Raw genomic sequence first — 15791 nt, 5'->3', positions numbered from 1 at the left:
GAGCGCGGCGTGCACGGGGTGCTGCGCGCCGGGCGCGGCGGCGCCGGCGGCGTGCCGGGCGACGGCGGCGAGGACGGCGTGCGTGTGCCGGGCCGTGCGCGACTTGGCGGACGCCCGGGTGCGGGTGGGCGCCTTCGCGACCGGCGCGGTCCGGACGCCGGAGATCGCCCCGGTGGCGGATGTCCCGCCGTGGGCTCCGGCGCCGACCGGCCCGACGGCGAAGCCGAGCAGGCCCAGCACGACGACGAGCAGCCGGGCGCAGGGCAGGAGGGGATGCCGCGAGTCGCGCATTCCGCCCTCCCTGCTCGCCGGGGCCCGCCGTGCGTCCGGTCGTCCAGGCCAACCTAGCCCACGTTCCCCGGACCGGAGACGCCCTTCCCTTTACACCGGCCGCAACACGGATGCCCATTGCCGTCAAGTGACCCGGCGTGACATTGCCATTACCCGCTCGGCCGCATACGGCCTTACCAGCAGACACTGGATGGTGTCCCGATCCGGCCAGATTGAGATCGGCCGCCATCCATTGCCGGGCGGTTCAACGCGAATTACTTTCGCGTATGCCCACCCCGAACCGGACAGAGGAGTATCCGGTGGCACGTATCAGACAGACCGCGATCGTCGGAACCGCCGCACTGGCCGTCCTCGCCGCGGGGGTCGCCCCCGCGTACGCCGCGGGCACGACCATCCGCAAGGGCTCGGCCACGGCCGACGCCTACTCCGGCAACGTCCAGGCCTCCCTGCTCGGCACCGCGACGGTCTCCACGTCGATCGGCAGCGGGTCCTGCAGCGAGTCGACGATGACCGGCTCCATCAACAGCGACGGCACCGGCCTCACCATCGACAGCGCGAACTTCAGCGGGACCGGCGGCGGACCCTGCTCCGGCAGCGTCAGCTCGACGATCCAGACGCAGAACCTGCCCTGGACGGGCGGCGACGTCGTCTACGACTCCGGTCACACCGGCGGCCGCGACGCGGCCGTCACGATCAGGAACTTCAGCGTCAAGGCCACCGTGAACATCTTCGGCGGCATCACCTGCGTGTACGGCGGCAACCTCACCGCCAACGGCTTCAACGGCGACAACGCCGCGCGCCCCGTCACGAGCAGCAGCGACGCCCAGGTCGGCGTGCAGAACGCCACCGTCAGCAAGACCGGCGGCAGCTTCTTCTGCCCGGGCACCGCCACCGTCAGCGCCACCTACGCGCTGCGCGGCGAGACCAACGCCGGCTCCGGCACCTTCGACCAGGCCCTGTACGTCACGGACTGATCGGAAGAACGCTCCCAGAGAACCGCTCCCACATTCGCTCCCACCAAGGACACGCTCCCAACACGTGCTCCCATGAGAAGCGGGCCGCCCCCTGTGCGCGGGGGCGGCCCGCAGCGGTCTCGTCCGCGGGACGGCCCGAGGTCAGCAGCCGACGAGCTGCGCCGCGAGGAACGCCTCCACCTGGCTGATCGAGATGCGCTCCTGGCTCATCGAGTCGCGCTCCCGGACGGTGACGGCCTCGTCCTCCAGGGTGTCGAAGTCGACGGTGACGCAGAACGGCGTGCCGATCTCGTCCTGGCGGCGGTAGCGGCGGCCGATGGCGCCCGCGTCGTCGAACTCCACGTTCCAGTTGCGGCGCAGCACCGCGGCGAGGTCGCGGGCCTTCGGCGACAGGTCGGCGTTGCGCGACAGCGGCAGCACCGCGACCTTGACCGGGGCGAGCCGCCGGTCGAGGCGCATGACGGTGCGCTTCTCCATCTTGCCCTTGGCGTTCGGCGCCTCGTCCTCGGCGTAGGCGTCCATCATGAACGTGAGCGTGCAGCGGTCGACGCCCGCCGCGGGCTCGATCACGTACGGGGTGTACCGCTCGCCGGACTCCTGGTCGAAGAACGACAGGTCGGCGCCGGACGCCTTGGAGTGCGTCGTCAGGTCGAAGTCGGTGCGGTTGGCGATGCCCTCAAGCTCGCCCCACTCGCTGCCGACGAAATCGAACCGGTACTCCACGTCGACGGTGCGCTTGGAGTAGTGCGACAGCTTCTCCTGCGGGTGCTCGTAGAGCCGCAGGTTCTCCTTGCGGATGCCGAGGTCGACGTACCACTGCATGCGCTCGTCGATCCAGTACTGGTGCCATTCCTCGTCGCTGCCCGGCTTGACGAAGAACTCCATCTCCATCTGCTCGAACTCGCGGGTCCGGAAGATGAAGTTGCCGGGCGTGATCTCGTTGCGGAACGACTTGCCGATCTGCCCGATGCCGAACGGCACCTTGCGGCGCGCGGACTGCTGGACGTTCAGGTAGTTGATGAAGATGCCCTGCGCGGTCTCCGGCCGCAGGTAGGCGAGGCCGGACTCGTCCTCGACGGGGCCGAGGTAGGTCTTGAGCAGCCCGTTGAACATCTTCGGCTCGGTGAAGGAGCCCTTGACGCCGCAGTTCGGGCAGCTGATGTCGGCCAGGCCGTTCGCCGGCGGGCGGCCGTGCTTCTCCTCGTAGGCCTCCTCCAGGTGGTCGGCCCGGAAGCGCTTGTGGCAGGACTGGCACTCGGTGAGCGGGTCGACGAACGCCTGGACGTGGCCGCTGGCCTCCCAGACCTCGCGCGCCAGGATGACGCACGAGTCGAGGCCGACGATGTCCTCGCGGCCCTGCACCATGGACTTCCACCACTGGCGCTTGACGTTGTTCTTCAGCTCCACGCCGAGCGGCCCGTAGTCCCAGGAGGCGCGGAGCCCGCCGTAGATCTCGCTCGACGGGTAGACCAGGCCCCGCCGCTTGGCGAGGTTGACGATCGTGTCCAGCACATCGGAACGGCGTGCCATCTAATCTTCTCCATCCGGCTGGCGGTCGGCGGGACAGTGAGTGCGCCGCCGGACCCCGCGGAAGCGGCGGGCGGCGGCGAGTGTGATCCCCGGTGCTAGCCCCGGCGCGGTCGTCGCCGGCGCCGGAGAGCATTCCCCAGCTTAGGGCACACGGGCGGTGCGGAAGGCGCTAGTGAACACGTCCGTCCACGATGTTGCTGTCGATGTTGAGCGTGACGCCGCCGTGCTTCTCCTTGTGGCCGCCCCGGTACTGCTTGATGCGGCGGTGCGGGGACCACCAGCGGTCCGGCAGGTACGGGTCCTTGTAGACCGAGGCCCTCCCGTTCCAGTTGGCGAACCAGACGCAGGCGGGCTTGCTGATGCCGGTGGCCCGTCCGACGTCCCGGATGCCGGACTTGGCGCTGCTGTAGAGGCACGGGACGTAGCCCTCGTCCGCCAGCTGCTTCACCCATCGGTCGACGAACCGCAGGACGGCGGCCTTGCACGCCTTCTTCCCGCTGTCGTACGCCTCCATGTCGAAGTAGAGCGGCGCGCCCTCCGGGATGCCGAGCGCGCCGGCCCTGCGCGCGGCGTCCACGGCGGCCTTCGCGCCCTGCGCGGCGGCGTTCTTGCGGGTGAAGCGCTGCGGGCGGCTGCCGCACGGCGCCTGCAGGCCGACGTAGGTGGGCGTGATCCGGTACCCCATCGCGCGGACCCGCCGCACCCAGGACGCGGTGAGGTTGGGCTGCGCGCAGCCCCGCGCCGCGCCGCCGATGTAGATGTTGGTGACCTTGAAGGACGGCCGCCACGCCTTCATCGTCGCGAGCGACGGCGCCGTGCACGTGTCGAATCCCTTGCCGCGCACCCAGGGGCGGTCCGGGGCGGCGTCCCGCGGCGAGCCGGCGGCGGGGGCGTCCCGGCGGACGTCCGGCTCCGGCGCGGCCGCGGGCGGGCGGGGCGCCGCGGTCCACTTCGCGGAGAGCCGGGCGCCGCGCAGCACCCGCTGGAGCCGGCCCGGGTCCTTCCCGTACACGCCGGTGATCGCGACCCCGGCCTCGGGGAGGGTGAGCCGCGTCTCGTGCTCGGCGTTCGGCGCGACGGTGATGGCGGCGAGCCTGTCGGCGTGCACGACGGTCCGGGCGCCGCGGCCGTCTCCGGCGGGCTCGATGTGCAGGGCCTCGGTGCGGCCGACGACGCGGGCCGGGCAGTCGGGCTGCGGCCCGGGCCGCCCCAGGTAGACGGCGTGCCGGTCGTAGCGGACGCAGCGGGCCGGGTCGGCGTCGAGCCGGTGGACCCGCCAGCCCGCCGGGACGGGGACGCGCAGCCCCCGGTACTCGACGACGCGCGGACCCGCGGCACCGGCGGGCCTCGCTCCGGTCAGCGCGGCCGCGGGGCGTGCCGCGAGCCGCGCGCCGTCCGCCCCGAGGACGGCGAGGACGGGAGCGACCGCCGCCGCCCCGGAGAGAAGACTGGACAGGACGGTGTGGCGCATCGCATCTCCCCCCGGCGACCGAGTGATCGTGCAGGGGCAAAGATGACCATGGTCGGCGCGGCCGAAACCGGGCCGGGGCGCTTCTTGCCCTGCGGTTGCCCCGCTCCTGAATCAGGCGGGCCCGGCCGAGCTGACGACCTCGTAGGCGCCGGGCTCGTCCACGGCCATGACGGCGAGCGGCATGAACTGGAGCCGGACCTCGTAGGCGCCGAGCGCCCGCCGGTAGTGCCCGGCGCCGTCCCACTCGGTGACGAGCGCCCACAGACCCGGGTCGTCGACGGTCCGGGCGAGGCGCCCGGAGCGGAATCCGGGGCTCGCGGACAGCGCCGCCAGCACCGCGTCCATCCGCTCGGCGAAGCCCGCGGCCTCCTCGTCCGGGACCCGGTACCGGGTTATCGCGATCATCCGTCCATCCTGGCAGCGGGCGCTCCGCGTCCGGCCCCCGGGTCGGCGCCGCGCGCCGCGGGGCCGGGCGCCCCTCCCGAGGATGGAGCGCACTCGGTTACGTTGGGGCCCGTGGAGACGAAGGATGAGCGTCCCGGCGGCCTGCGGGCCGCCATCGAGCGGCGGAGCGCGGCCCCGGTGGTGTTCCTGCACCGGCTGCCGCGGTGGGTCCTGCTCGTCGCGGTGTTCGTGCTGCTGGTGATCGGCATGGCCGGGACGGGCTGGGTCGCCGCGGCCGGGCTGCTGGTGCTCGCCGCCGCGCTGGGCTGGTTCGCCTACCTCAACTGGCCCGCGCTCGACGGCTCGGGACGGCTGCTGCGGATCGTCGCGCTGGGGGTCCTGACCGCTTTCGCCCTGGGACGCGGCATCGGACGGTTTTGACAACCGTTTTCATCTTCGTCCATAATCGCCGTGTGTCCCGCCTCCGCTCCCTTCGCGCCCTCCCGGCGGCCGCCCTGGCACTGGCCGGGCTCGCCGCGGGGACGGCGGGCTGCGCCGGCGCGCAGGCCCGCGTCCCGCCGGGCAAAACCGCGGTGGTCGCGTCGTTCTACCCGATGGCGTGGCTGGCCGAGCGGGTCGGCGGGGACGACGTCTTCGTCCGGACGCTCACCCGGCCCGGAACCGAGCCGCACGACCTGGAGCTGACGGCCCGGCAGGTCGCCGACATCGAGGACGCCGACCTCGCCGTCTACGTCAGGGGCGTCCAGCCCGCCGTGGACGACGCCGTGGCCGAGCACGCCCGGGGCAGGTCGCTGGACGCCGCCTCGCTCGTGCGGACGCTGCCGCCGCCGGGCGAGACCGACGACCACGAGGCGCACGACGGCGTCCGCCACCGCGAGGCGCCCTACGACCCGCACATCTGGCTCGACCCGAGCCGCATGGCCGCCGTCGCGACCGCGCTCGGCGACCGGCTGGCCGCCGCCGACCCCGGCCGGGCGCCCGGCTACCGGCGGCGCGCCGCGGCCGCCGCCGGCGAGCTGACCCGCCTCGACCGCGCCTTCCGGGACGGCCTGCGGACGTGCGCGCGCCGGGAGATCATCACCGCGCACGCGGCGTTCGGCTACCTGGCGGACCGCTACGGGCTGCGGCAGCTCCCGGTGTCGGGGGTCGACCCGTCCGGCGGGCCGTCCCCCCGGCGGCTGGCCGAGCTGACGCGGACGATCTCGGCGACCGGCGCGACGACGGTCTTCACCGAGACGCTGGTCAGCCCGAAGACCGCCGAGGCGCTGGCCCGCGAGGCCGGTGTGCGGACCGCCGTGCTCGACCCCGCGGAGGGCGTCGGGGACGGCTCGTCCGACGACTACATGACGATCATGCAACGGAACCTGCGGACCCTGCGTCCCGCCCTGGAGTGCTCATGAACCGCCCCGCTTCGGACACGCGCGAGGAGGACGCGCCCGAGCAGGCCCCGCCGCCGTTCGCGATGGCCGGCGGGACGGTCCGCCGCGACGGCCGCGAGATCCTCGCCGGCGTCGACCTGCGGGTGGCGGCGGGCGAGGTGCTGGCGATCCTCGGGCCGAACGGCGCGGGAAAGTCGACGCTGGTCAAGGCGCTGCTCGGGCTGGTCCCGCTGTCCGCCGGCCGGACCCTGATCTACGGCGAGCCGCCCGCCCGGTTCCGCGGATGGCACCGGATCGGGTACGTCCCGCAGCGGCTCCCGCTCGGCGGCGGCGTCCCGGCGACCGTCCGGGAGGTCGTGGCGTCCGGGCGGGTGGCGCGGCGGTCGCGCTGGCTGCCCGCCCTCGGCGCCGGCCGGGCGGCCGACCGCGCCGCCGTCGACCGCGCCCTGCGGACCGTCGGGCTCGCCGAGCGGGCCCGCGACTCGGCGCACCTGCTGTCCGGCGGCCAGCAGCAGCGGGTGCTGATCGCCCGCGCCCTCGCCGGCGAGCCCGACGTGCTCGTGCTGGACGAGCCGACCGCCGGCGTGGACGCGCGCAACCAGGCGGCGCTCGCCGCCGCCCTGCACGACCTGGCCGGAGCCGGGCGCACGGTGGTCCTGGTGGCGCACGAGCTGGGCCCGGTGGAACCGCTCGTCACCCGCACGATCGAACTCGGCCACGGCCGCGTCGTCCGCGAGGCGGCCCGCGAGACCCTGGGGAGGACCGCGTGAGCGAGATGCTGCAGTACGACTTCATGCGCGTCGCCCTGGTGATGGCGGTGCTGATCGGGCTGACCGCGCCGGCCGTGGGCACGTTCATGGTGCAGCGCAGGCTGTCGCTGCTCGGCGACGGCATCGGGCACATCGCGCTGACCGGCATCGGGCTGGGGCTGCTCACCGGCGCCTCCCCCGTGCTCGGCGCGCTGGCGGTGTCGGTGCTCGGCGCGGTGGCGATCGAGCTGCTGCGGGCCCGCAGCCGCAGCGGCGGGGACGTCGCGCTCGCGCTGCTGTTCTACGGCGGCCTCGCGGGCGGCGTGATCCTCACCAACGCCAACGGCGGGGGGTCGGCGACCCTGCAGTCCTACCTGTTCGGCTCGATCAGCAGCGTGACGGCGGCCGACCTGTACGTGGTCGCGGGGCTCGCCGCCGCCGTCCTCGCGATCATCGCGCTGTTCGGCCGCGAGCTGTTCCTGCTGTGCCAGGACGAGGAGGTGGCGCGCGCGGCGGGCCTGCCCGTCCGGTTCCTCAGCGTGCTGATCGCCGCGACCGCCGCCGTCACCGTGGTGATCTCGATGCGCGCGATCGGGCTGCTGCTGGTCAGCGCGCTGATGATCGTCCCGGTCGCGGCGGCGCAGCAGCTCGCCCGCGGCTTCTGGGGGACGATGGCGGCCGCGATGGGGATCGGGGTGCTGTCGGCCGTTTCGGGCCTCACCGGGTCCTTCGAGTACGATCTGCCTCCAGGCCCCTCGATCGTGCTGCTGGCGCTCGCGGCGTTCGCGGCCGCGGTCGCCGGGGGCTCGGTGGTGCGCCGCAGGCGCGCCCGCGCCGGCGCGGCGGGCGACGCCGTCCCCGCCGGAACCGGCGCGGAGGCGCGCGTGGATGCCGAGGCGGAGGTGCTTGGGGGATGACGACGGCCCGCCGGGACGCGGTACGGCAGGTGCTGGCCGGCTGCGAAGGGTTCCGCAGCGCGCAGGACATCTACGCCGACCTGCGCGCCGACGGCTCCAAGATCGGCCTGACCACCGTCTACCGGGCGCTGCAGGCGCTCAGCGACGCCGGCGAGGTCGACGTGCTGCGCACCGACGAGGGCGAGGCCGTCTACCGCGCCTGCCGCACCGAGGAGCACCACCACCACCTGGTCTGCCGCGACTGCGGCCGGACGATCGAGGTCGAGGGACCGGCCGTGGAGCGCTGGGCGGACGCGATCGCCGCCGAGCACGGCTTCACCGGCATAACGCACACCGTCGAGGTCTTCGGCACGTGCCCGGACTGCCCGGCCGAGCCCCGCTGACCGGCGCGTAAAGCCCCGGTAAAATCCGGCAAGACTCGCACTTCACACGCCGCGTAGGCAATCCTTGGCAAATTGTGACATCTACTTGCGAGTAGCCCTATGTCATAAATGTCCCGTCGCCACGGCAGGCCCGACGGCGGGCCCCCGGGGGTGCGTGGCGCCCGCACGAGAGGGCGTACATGACAAGACGGGCGTTCACCAGCCGAAGAACCGTGCTCCTGGCTTCGGCGACCCTGCTCGCGACCGCCGGCACCGCGGTGCCCGCGTCCGCACGGCAGGCGCCGTCCCCGCCGACCCCGCGGCAGGCCGCCGAGCGCGCGCTCCACGCGCTCACCGCGCGCGCTCCCGAAGTCCGCGCCGGGACCGGCCAGGCGTTCCACGTCGTCCGGGTCAGCATGGACCGGGACGGCACCTCCCACACCCGGATGACGCGCACCTACAACGGCCTGCCGGTGCTCGGCGGCGACGTCGTCGTCCACCAGTCCGCCGCCGGCGCCTGGCGCGGCAGCAGCGGCACGCTCGCGAAGGCTCCCGCCGACTCCAGCCCCGAGGTCTCCGCCAAGACCGCCCAGAAGCGCGCCGTCACCAAGCACCGCAAGGCCGAGGGCTCCCCCGCGCTGGTGGTGGAGGCGCGCACCGCCGACCACAAGCCGCGCCTCGCCTGGCGCATCCAGACCGTCGGCACGCAGGCCGACGGGACGCCGAGCCGCGTCTTCACCTCCGTGGACGCCGCGACCGGCAAGGTCCTGCTGCGCGAGGAGACCGTCCGCACCGAGGCGGGCGACGGCAAGTCGCTCTACACCGGGACGGTCCCGCTGAACACCACCAAGTCCGGCAGCACCTACCAGCTGAAGGACCCGTCGCGCGGCAACACCTACACCGGCGACGCCGAGAACCAGACCGACCTCTGCTTCCTCATCTGGTGCTTCCGGCGCGCCCCCGCCACGCTGTTCACCGACGCCGACAACCACTGGGGCAGCGGCACCACGTCCGACCGCGCCACCGTCGCCGTCGACGCCCAGTTCGGCACCGACATGACGTGGGACTTCTACAAGAACGTCTTCGGCCGCACCGGCATCGCCGGCGACGGCAAGGGGTCGTTCAACCGCGTCCACTACGGCAACGGCTACGCCAACGCGTTCTGGGACGACTCGTGCTTCTGCATGACCTACGGCGACGGTGACGGCTCCGACCTCGGCCCGCTCACGTCCCTGGACGTGGCCGCGCACGAGATGAGCCACGGCGTCACCAGCTCGACCGCGAACCTCACCTACTCCGGGGAGTCCGGCGGGCTGAACGAGGCGACGTCCGACATCATGGCCGCCGCCGTCGAGTTCTACGCGAACAACCCGAACGACGTCGGCGACTACCTGGTCGGCGAGGAGGTCGTCCTGCCCGGCTTCGGCAAGGCCGCGCTGCGGTTCATGGACCGGCCGAGCCGCGACGGCAACTCCCCCGACGCCTGGTCGTCCAGCACCAAGAACCTCGACGTCCACTACTCCTCGGGCGTCGCGAACCACTTCTTCTACCTGCTGTCCGAGGGCAGCGGCGCCAAGACGATCAACGGCGTCTCCTACAACAGCCCCACGTCCAACGGCTCCACGATCACCGGCATCGGCCGGGACGCCGCCACGAAGATCTGGTACCGGGCGCTGACCACGTACATGACGTCCTCGACCAACTACCAGGGCGCGCGCACCGCGACCCTGAACGCGGCCAGGGACCTCTACGGCGCGGGCAGCACCCAGTACAACACCGTGGCCGCCGCCTGGTCCGCGGTGAACGTCAACTAGAGACCCCTGTTCCGGGGACCGCCCCGCGTCCGCGTTCCGATGTGCCGCGCGGACGCGGGGCTCTCCCGTGCCGGTGATCCACGTGCCGGTGATCCACGTGTTGGCGATCCGCGAAGTCCGGCCATGGTGAAGAATCGGGGCATGGCTACGACACGCACCGCAAACGCGCACTGGGAAGGCTCGCTCATCGAGGGCCAGGGGACCGTCTCGCTGGACTCCTCGAAGCTCGGCACGTACGACGTGACCTGGGCATCGCGGTCCGAGGAGCCGGGCGGCCGGACGAGCCCGGAGGAGCTCATCGCCGCCGCGCACTCCACCTGCTTCTCGATGGCGCTCTCGCACGCCCTCGCCGGCGCCGGGTCGCCCCCCGAGAAGGTGGACACCAAGGCCGAGGTCACCTTCCAGCCGGGCGAGGGCATCACCGGCGTCCACCTGACCGTCCGGGCGAGCGTCCCCGGACTGTCCGCCGCCGACTTCGAGAAGTTCGCCCAGGACGCCAAGGCCGGCTGCCCGGTCAGCAAGGCCCTGGCGGGCACCACCATCACCCTCGACGCCGCCCTCGCCTGAGGACCGGCGCCCGAGGAGCGGCGGCGTCCGGGCGCCGGCACCCGGCGCCCGGACGTCAGCCCGCCGCGGCCGGCTCCACGGGATTCGGGATCGCGCCGCCGTACCGGCGGTCCCGCGAGGCGTAGATCTCGCACGCGTGCCACAGGTGGCGGCGGTCGAAGTCCGGCCAGAGCGTGTCGAGGAACACCATCTCGGCGTAGGCCGACTGCCAGAGCAGGAAGTTGGACGTGCGCTGCTCCCCCGACGAGCGCAGGAACAGGTCGACGTCCGGGATGCCGGGCTCGTCCAGGTAGCGGGCGAAGACCTTCTCGTTGATCCGGTCGGGATTGAGCCTGCCGTCGCGGACGTCGCGGGCGATCGCCGCGGCGGCGTCCGCGATCTCGGCCCGGCCGCCGTAGTTCACGCAGAACTGCAGGGTGAGGACGTCGTTGTCGCGCGTCATCTCCTCGGCCGTCTCCAGCTCCTTGATGACGCTGCGCCACAGCCGCGGCCGCCGGCCGGCCCAGCGGACGCGGACGCCCATCGAGTGGAGCTGGTCGCGGCGCCGGCGGATCACGTCGCGGTTGAAGCCCATGAGGAAGCGGACCTCGTCCGGGGAGCGCTTCCAGTTCTCGGTGGAGAACGCGTACGCCGACAGGTAGGGGACGCCCAGCTCGATCGCACCCATGATGACGTCGAAGAGGGAGTCCTCCCCGCGCTTGTGCCCCTCGGTGCGCGGCAGCCCGCGCTCCTTCGCCCAGCGGCCGTTGCCGTCCATGACGATCGCGACGTGCCGCGGCACCAGCTCCGCGGGGATCGCGGGCGGGACGGCGCCGTCCCGGTGCGGCTCAGGCGGCGATACGGCCCTGGTCAAACTCGCTCCCTGTCGGTGTCGTCGGTGTGCTCGTCCCGCTCCACGTGCCGGAGCGAGCGGATCCCGTGCTCCAGGTGCCACTGGAGGTAGGCGGCGACGAGGCCGCTGGCCTCCGCCCGGTGGCGCTGCTCGCTGCCGTCGGCGTACGCCCAGTCGCCGCGCAGCAGCGCCAGCATCAGCGCGAACGTCGGCGGCGCCGGGGTCGCCGCGCCCGGCTGCCGGCAGTTCGCGCAGACCGCGCCGCCCGCCGCGATGGCGAACCCGCGCAGCCCGCCGCGGGTGCCGCAGCGGCAGCACTCGTCCAGCGCGGGCGCCCAGCCGGCGACCGACAGCGAGCGCAGCAGGAACGCGTCCAGCACGAGCCGGGGGTCGTGGCCCCGCTCGGCCAGCGTGCGCAGCCCGCCGACCAGCAGCAGGAACTGCCGCAGCGCGGGCTCGCCCTCCTCGCTCGTCAGCTTCTCCGCCGTCTCCAGCATCGCCGTCCCCGCCGTGTAGCGGGGGTAGTCGGCGACGAGGGCCTCCCCGTAGGGACGGATCGTCTCGGCCTGGGTGATCAGGTCGAGGGAGCGCCGCTCGTACAGCTGGAGGTCCACGTGCGTGAACGGCTCCAGCCGCGCCCCGAAACGGGATTTGGTCTTGCGCACCCCCTTGGCCGCGGCGCGGATCCGGCCGGTCCGCCGGGTCAGCACCGTCACGATGCGATCGGCCTCGCCCAGCTTCTGGGTGCGCAGCACGATGCCTTCGTCGCGGTAGAGGGTCACCCGTTCATTCTGACGCACGCCGCCGTGTGCCTCGGCGCCGCGGCCCGGCATCTCCCCAGGATCTGCACAAGTCACCCGGCCGGTATCACTGCGCCGCACAACGATCACGTACCGTGATCGGATTCGGCCGACACGGCGTGCCGAAAGTTGTGGCCTGAACCACAGCGAGGTGGCAGCGTTGGGGCATGAGATGCCACATCGTGCCACCGCACATGCTGGAGCGGATCGCCCGCGGCGCCGACGACCCGGCCCTCCGCGCCCGCGCCCGCCGTACGCTGGCGCTCACCTCCGCGCAGTTCACCGACCGCAAGATGACCGCGGCGGAGGCCCCCGCTCCCTCCGAGGACTTCGTCCCCGACCGGACGATCGCCGACGCGGGGCACCGCGAGGAGCTGCCCGGCCGCACCGTCCGCGCCGAGGGCGCCCCCGCCTGCGGCGACGAGGCGGCCGACCAGGCCTACGACTGGCTCGGCGCGACCTTCGACTTCTTCGAGGCCGCCTACCGGCGCAACTCGATCGACGGCGCCGGGCTGCGGATGGTCTCGACCGTCCACTACGGCGACCGGTACGACAACGCCTTCTGGAACGGCGAGCAGATGGTGTACGGCGACGGCGACGGCGTCATCTTCACCTCGTTCACCGGCTGCCTCGACGTCACCGGCCACGAGCTGGCCCACGGCGTCACCCAGCACACCGCGAACCTGGAGTACTACGGCCAGGCGGGCGCCCTCAACGAGTCCATGTCGGACGTGTTCGGCTCGCTGATCAAGCAGTGGCATCTCGGGCAGACCGCCGACCGCGCCGACTGGCTCATCGGGCAGGGCCTGCTCGCCGAGGGCGTCGACGGCGTCGCGCTGCGCTCGATGAAGGAGCCCGGCACCGCCTACGACGACCCCCGCCTCGGCAAGGACCCGCAGCCCGCGCACATGGACCACTACGTTGAGACGTACCGCGACAACGGGGGCGTCCACATCAACTCGGGCATCCCCAACCACGCCTTCTACCTCGCGGCGACCGCCATCGGCGGCAACGCCTGGGAGAAGGCCGGGCGCGTCTGGTACGACGCGCTGACCGGCGGCACCCTGGCCACCGACGTCGGCTTCGCCGGGTTCGCCGCCGCGACCGTCCAGGCCGCGACCCGGCTGTACGGTGCCGGCTCCGTCGAGGAGAAGGCCGTGACTCGGGCCTGGACGGGGGTAGGCGTCCCCTTGGAGGCGAACGGATAGGGCATTGAAGGTCACAGTCGTCCGCAGCGGAGGGTTCGCGGGGATCGAGCGGCGCGCCGAGTCCGACAGCGCCAGCGACCCCATGCTGACGAGGCTCGTCCACCGGGTGGACCTGAAGACGGTGCCGCCGCCGGGGCGGATCCCCGACCAGTTCCTCTACGAGATCGACATCGACGGCGACCGCACCACCGTCGGCGAGGCGCAGCTCCACGGCCCCCTCCGCGAGCTGGTGCACCACGTCCTCGGCCGCGCCCGCTGAGCCCGCCGCGCCACCCCCGGGGCGCCCGGCCGGGCAGGGCCGCTATGCCCGTGGAGCGTCCTTGACGAAGACGATTCCGTCCATGTCGGCCAGGTGGGCCGGGTCCAGCGGGGCGTAGCCGAACCAGGGCGAGACGCGCGGTGCGGGCCACGCGCCGCCGAGGGCGATGGCCAGCCGCGGGGCGTCGACGACGCAGCGGTCCTCCGGCAGCGCGTACAGGCGTCCTTCGAGGGTGTCCGGCGGCGGCGCGCCCACGCCGCGGTGCCGGATCGTGCCGAGGGCCGCGGCGAGGAAGGCGTAGTCCCGGCCGAGGCGGGCGCCGGCGAGCGCGCCGGCGCTCCACCATTCCAGCCGCCGCCCGCCCATCCGCATCGAGCTCTTGGCGCGCTGAAGATGGCCGTTGTGGGCGTGCACCAGGGTGGGGCCCCGTCCGGCCGCGGCCAGGAGGTTCTCGGCCATCATGGCGTCCCGCACGCTCACCAGCCACGTCAGGCGGGCCGGTGACGCGTCCGCCATCCAGCGGTGGTAGCGCAGCAGGCCGGTGGCGGTGCGCGCGTAGAGGCGCGCCCGGTCGTGGTCGTCCCGCGAGGCCGCCGGGGGCGGCGGCTGCGCGTCGAGCAGCGCCGCGAGGTCGTCGGCCAGCAGCCGCAGTTCCGCGGCCTCGGCCGACCGCCCCACCGACTTGGACGGGTCCGTCATCGCCGCCGGATCCGTCCAGCGGTCGTCGTCGCCGACCAGGCGGTCCAGCGTTCCGGCGGTGCAGGGCAGCAGGTCCTCGCCGACCCGGGATGCGAGGTACTCGTGGAGCGCGGTGAGCACCCGCCGGGGGCTCGCGGCGTGGGACATCTCCAGCGGCCCGTCGAAGCCGGCGAAGCGGACCCGCTCGGACGCGGGCCGGCCCTCGTTGTACGCGCGCATCCACCGGACGAGCTCGCGGTTGGCGGGAAAGGCGCCCCAGCCGTGGCTGAACCCGCGCTCCATCACCTCGTCGAGGGTGCCCGTGCCCGAGGTGACGTAGTCGTCCACGGCCAGGCCCATCACGCAGTCGCTCTCGATCGCGATCGACCGGTAGCCCTCCTGCTCGACGAGCTGCCGGAAGAGGTCGTTGCGCACCTCCAGCAGGACCTCCTCGCCGTGGGTCGGCTCGCCCAGCGCGAGCATCCTGGGCCGGTCCGGGAGGAGGTCCATGACGGCGGCGGCGTCGACGGCACGCACGGCGTCCTTGATGCCAGTAACCATGCCTTCGACAGTATCTTTGAAATTCCGAGTGAAGCTTTCGGTCGAAACAGCGCAGTTTCTGAGCCAAAAGCTTCAAACGGTGGAAGAAGCCGACCGGCTTGACCTGGCGTTGGGCGAGGGCGCCGGCGACGACCTCCGCCGGCGCGGGGAAGAGCGGGTCGCCGAACTCGGGCGGCACAAGGCCGACCGGCCGGCCCCGCTCGTCCCGCAGCCGGGTGGGGGCTCGTAGCCGAGCACGTCGAGGGCCATCCGGCGCGAGGGCGCGGGCGGCCTACGCTACTTGCGTCCGGGACACCCGGTTCACCGCGGACAGGATCGCCTTGAGGGAGGCGGTCACGATGTTGCCGTCGATGCCGACGCCCCAGACCGTCGTGCCGTCCACCTCGCACTCGACGTAGGCGGCGGCGCGGGCGTCGCCGCCGGCGCTCATCGCGTGCTCAGCGTAGTCCAGCACGCGCACGCCGATCCCGACCGTGGCGAGCGCGTCCTCGAACGCGGAGACGGGGCCGTTGCCGACGCCCTCGATCTCGCGGATCTCGCCGTCGATGCGGACGTCGCAGCTGAGCACGTCCTTCTCGTCCACGCGGGACGTGGCGCGGTGCGCCAGCAGTCCGGCGCGCGGGCCGTTGGCGAGGAACTCGTCCTGGAAGATCTCCCACATGCGCTCGGGCGTGACCTCGCCGCCCTCGCTGTCGGTGTGCTCCTGGACGACCCGGGAGAACTCGATCTGCAGCCGGCGCGGCAGCTCCAGGGAGTGCTCGGTCTTCATGATGTAGGCGACGCCGCCCTTGCCGGACTGGCTGTTGACCCGGATGACGGCCTCGTACGTCCGGCCGACGTCGTGCGGGTCGATCGGCAGGTACGGGACCTCCCAGCGGTACTCGTCCACCGGTACCCCGGCGGCCTCGGCGTCGCGGCGCAGGTGGTCGAAGCCCTTGTTGATGGCGTCCTGGTGGGAGCCGGAGAAGGCGGTGTAGACCAGGTCGCCGCCGTA

Annotated in this window: 19 protein-coding genes; 11 read left to right on the top strand and 8 right to left on the bottom strand. The window is 73.1% G+C overall.

Features of this window, described 5'->3' with window-relative positions; translation table 11 throughout:
* The coding region (locus ACIWVC_RS31655; protein ID WP_396454958.1) for a hypothetical protein at window positions 1-291 on the bottom strand (291 nt) is incomplete at its 3' end.
* Window positions 292-590: 299 nt separating this feature from the next.
* Here ACIWVC_RS31655 and ACIWVC_RS31650 point away from each other — a divergent pair.
* Window positions 591-1265: a hypothetical protein gene (locus tag ACIWVC_RS31650; protein WP_396445167.1), complete on the top strand. Its 675-nt coding sequence runs from the start codon at window positions 591-593 to the stop codon at window positions 1263-1265.
* A 141-nt stretch (window positions 1266-1406) separates the two neighbouring features.
* Here ACIWVC_RS31650 and ACIWVC_RS31645 read toward each other — a convergent pair whose 3' ends face one another.
* From ACIWVC_RS31645 to ACIWVC_RS31635, 3 genes are all read right to left on the bottom strand, one after another.
* Window positions 1407-2795, bottom strand: coding sequence for a glycine--tRNA ligase (locus tag ACIWVC_RS31645; RefSeq protein ID WP_396445168.1), 1389 nt, complete (start codon window positions 2793-2795; stop codon window positions 1407-1409).
* 169 nt (window positions 2796-2964) lie between these two features.
* Window positions 2965-4266, bottom strand: a complete 1302-nt coding sequence (locus tag ACIWVC_RS31640) for a DUF1906 domain-containing protein (protein ID WP_396454957.1) — start codon at window positions 4264-4266, stop codon at window positions 2965-2967.
* A gap of 111 nt (window positions 4267-4377) precedes the next feature.
* Window positions 4378-4671 (bottom strand): antibiotic biosynthesis monooxygenase family protein, encoded by a 294-nt coding sequence (locus ACIWVC_RS31635; RefSeq protein ID WP_396445170.1) that lies wholly within the window; start codon window positions 4669-4671, stop codon window positions 4378-4380.
* A gap of 111 nt (window positions 4672-4782) precedes the next feature.
* Here ACIWVC_RS31635 and ACIWVC_RS31630 point away from each other — a divergent pair, with 111 nt between their 5' ends.
* The 7 genes from ACIWVC_RS31630 to ACIWVC_RS31600 all read left to right on the top strand — a co-directional run bounded on the left by ACIWVC_RS31630 (window position 4783) and on the right by ACIWVC_RS31600 (window position 10459).
* Entirely contained in the window at window positions 4783-5091 is a 309-nt protein-coding gene (locus ACIWVC_RS31630) for a DUF6703 family protein (protein ID WP_396454956.1), read from the top strand.
* A 32-nt stretch (window positions 5092-5123) separates the two neighbouring features.
* Window positions 5124-6071: a metal ABC transporter substrate-binding protein gene (locus ACIWVC_RS31625; protein ID WP_396445172.1), complete on the top strand. Its 948-nt coding sequence runs from the start codon at window positions 5124-5126 to the stop codon at window positions 6069-6071.
* Entirely contained in the window at window positions 6068-6820 is a 753-nt protein-coding gene (locus ACIWVC_RS31620) for a metal ABC transporter ATP-binding protein (RefSeq protein WP_396445173.1), read from the top strand. The genes ACIWVC_RS31625 and ACIWVC_RS31620 overlap by 4 nt, the downstream gene beginning before the upstream one ends.
* On the top strand, window positions 6817-7716 hold the full coding sequence (locus tag ACIWVC_RS31615; protein WP_396454955.1) for a metal ABC transporter permease: 900 nt from the start codon (window positions 6817-6819) through the stop codon (window positions 7714-7716). The genes ACIWVC_RS31620 and ACIWVC_RS31615 overlap by 4 nt, the downstream gene beginning before the upstream one ends.
* Window positions 7713-8099, top strand: coding sequence for a Fur family transcriptional regulator (locus ACIWVC_RS31610; protein WP_396445175.1), 387 nt, complete (start codon window positions 7713-7715; stop codon window positions 8097-8099). The genes ACIWVC_RS31615 and ACIWVC_RS31610 overlap by 4 nt, the downstream gene beginning before the upstream one ends.
* A gap of 212 nt (window positions 8100-8311) precedes the next feature.
* Window positions 8312-9892, top strand: a complete 1581-nt coding sequence (locus tag ACIWVC_RS31605; protein WP_396445176.1) for a M4 family metallopeptidase — start codon at window positions 8312-8314, stop codon at window positions 9890-9892.
* 141 nt (window positions 9893-10033) lie between these two features.
* The gene (locus ACIWVC_RS31600; RefSeq protein ID WP_396445177.1) at window positions 10034-10459 is read left to right on the top strand and encodes an OsmC family protein; all 426 of its coding nucleotides are present in this window, start codon (window positions 10034-10036) and stop codon (window positions 10457-10459) included.
* A 55-nt stretch (window positions 10460-10514) separates the two neighbouring features.
* On the opposite strand, the gene ACIWVC_RS31595 is transcribed toward ACIWVC_RS31600, so the two are convergent.
* Both ACIWVC_RS31595 and recO read right to left on the bottom strand, forming a co-directional pair.
* Window positions 10515-11312: an isoprenyl transferase gene (locus ACIWVC_RS31595; protein WP_396445178.1), complete on the bottom strand. Its 798-nt coding sequence runs from the start codon at window positions 11310-11312 to the stop codon at window positions 10515-10517.
* Window positions 11309-12073, bottom strand: coding sequence for a DNA repair protein RecO (gene recO / locus ACIWVC_RS31590; RefSeq protein ID WP_396445179.1), 765 nt, complete (start codon window positions 12071-12073; stop codon window positions 11309-11311). The genes ACIWVC_RS31595 and recO overlap by 4 nt, the downstream gene beginning before the upstream one ends.
* 185 nt (window positions 12074-12258) lie before the next feature.
* Here recO and ACIWVC_RS31585 point away from each other — a divergent pair, with 185 nt between their 5' ends.
* Together ACIWVC_RS31585 and ACIWVC_RS31580 are read left to right on the top strand one after the other, a co-directional pair.
* On the top strand, window positions 12259-13299 hold the full coding sequence (locus ACIWVC_RS31585; RefSeq protein WP_396445180.1) for a M4 family metallopeptidase: 1041 nt from the start codon (window positions 12259-12261) through the stop codon (window positions 13297-13299).
* 4 nt (window positions 13300-13303) lie between these two features.
* The gene (locus tag ACIWVC_RS31580; protein ID WP_396445181.1) at window positions 13304-13558 is read left to right on the top strand and encodes a protealysin inhibitor emfourin; all 255 of its coding nucleotides are present in this window, start codon (window positions 13304-13306) and stop codon (window positions 13556-13558) included.
* A 42-nt stretch (window positions 13559-13600) separates the two neighbouring features.
* On the opposite strand, the gene ACIWVC_RS31575 is transcribed toward ACIWVC_RS31580, so the two are convergent.
* On the bottom strand, window positions 13601-14797 hold the full coding sequence (locus tag ACIWVC_RS31575; RefSeq protein ID WP_396445182.1) for an erythromycin esterase family protein: 1197 nt from the start codon (window positions 14795-14797) through the stop codon (window positions 13601-13603).
* A 28-nt stretch (window positions 14798-14825) separates the two neighbouring features.
* Here ACIWVC_RS31575 and ACIWVC_RS31570 point away from each other — a divergent pair, with 28 nt between their 5' ends.
* A complete protein-coding gene (locus tag ACIWVC_RS31570) occupies window positions 14826-15026 on the top strand; it encodes a hypothetical protein (RefSeq protein ID WP_396454954.1) in 201 nt (66 codons plus the stop codon).
* Between the two features lie 42 nt (window positions 15027-15068).
* Here ACIWVC_RS31570 and ACIWVC_RS31565 read toward each other — a convergent pair.
* A partial coding sequence (locus tag ACIWVC_RS31565) for an alpha-isopropylmalate synthase regulatory domain-containing protein (protein ID WP_396454953.1) occupies window positions 15069-15791 on the bottom strand: 723 nt, incomplete at its 5' end.

The sequence above is a fragment of the Actinomadura sp. genome (genome assembly GCF_044508335.1).
Lineage (GTDB): Bacteria > Actinomycetota > Actinomycetes > Streptosporangiales > Streptosporangiaceae > Spirillospora.
Note: the sequence above shows the minus strand (reverse complement) of the source record. Positions and strands in the feature narration are given on the sequence as shown.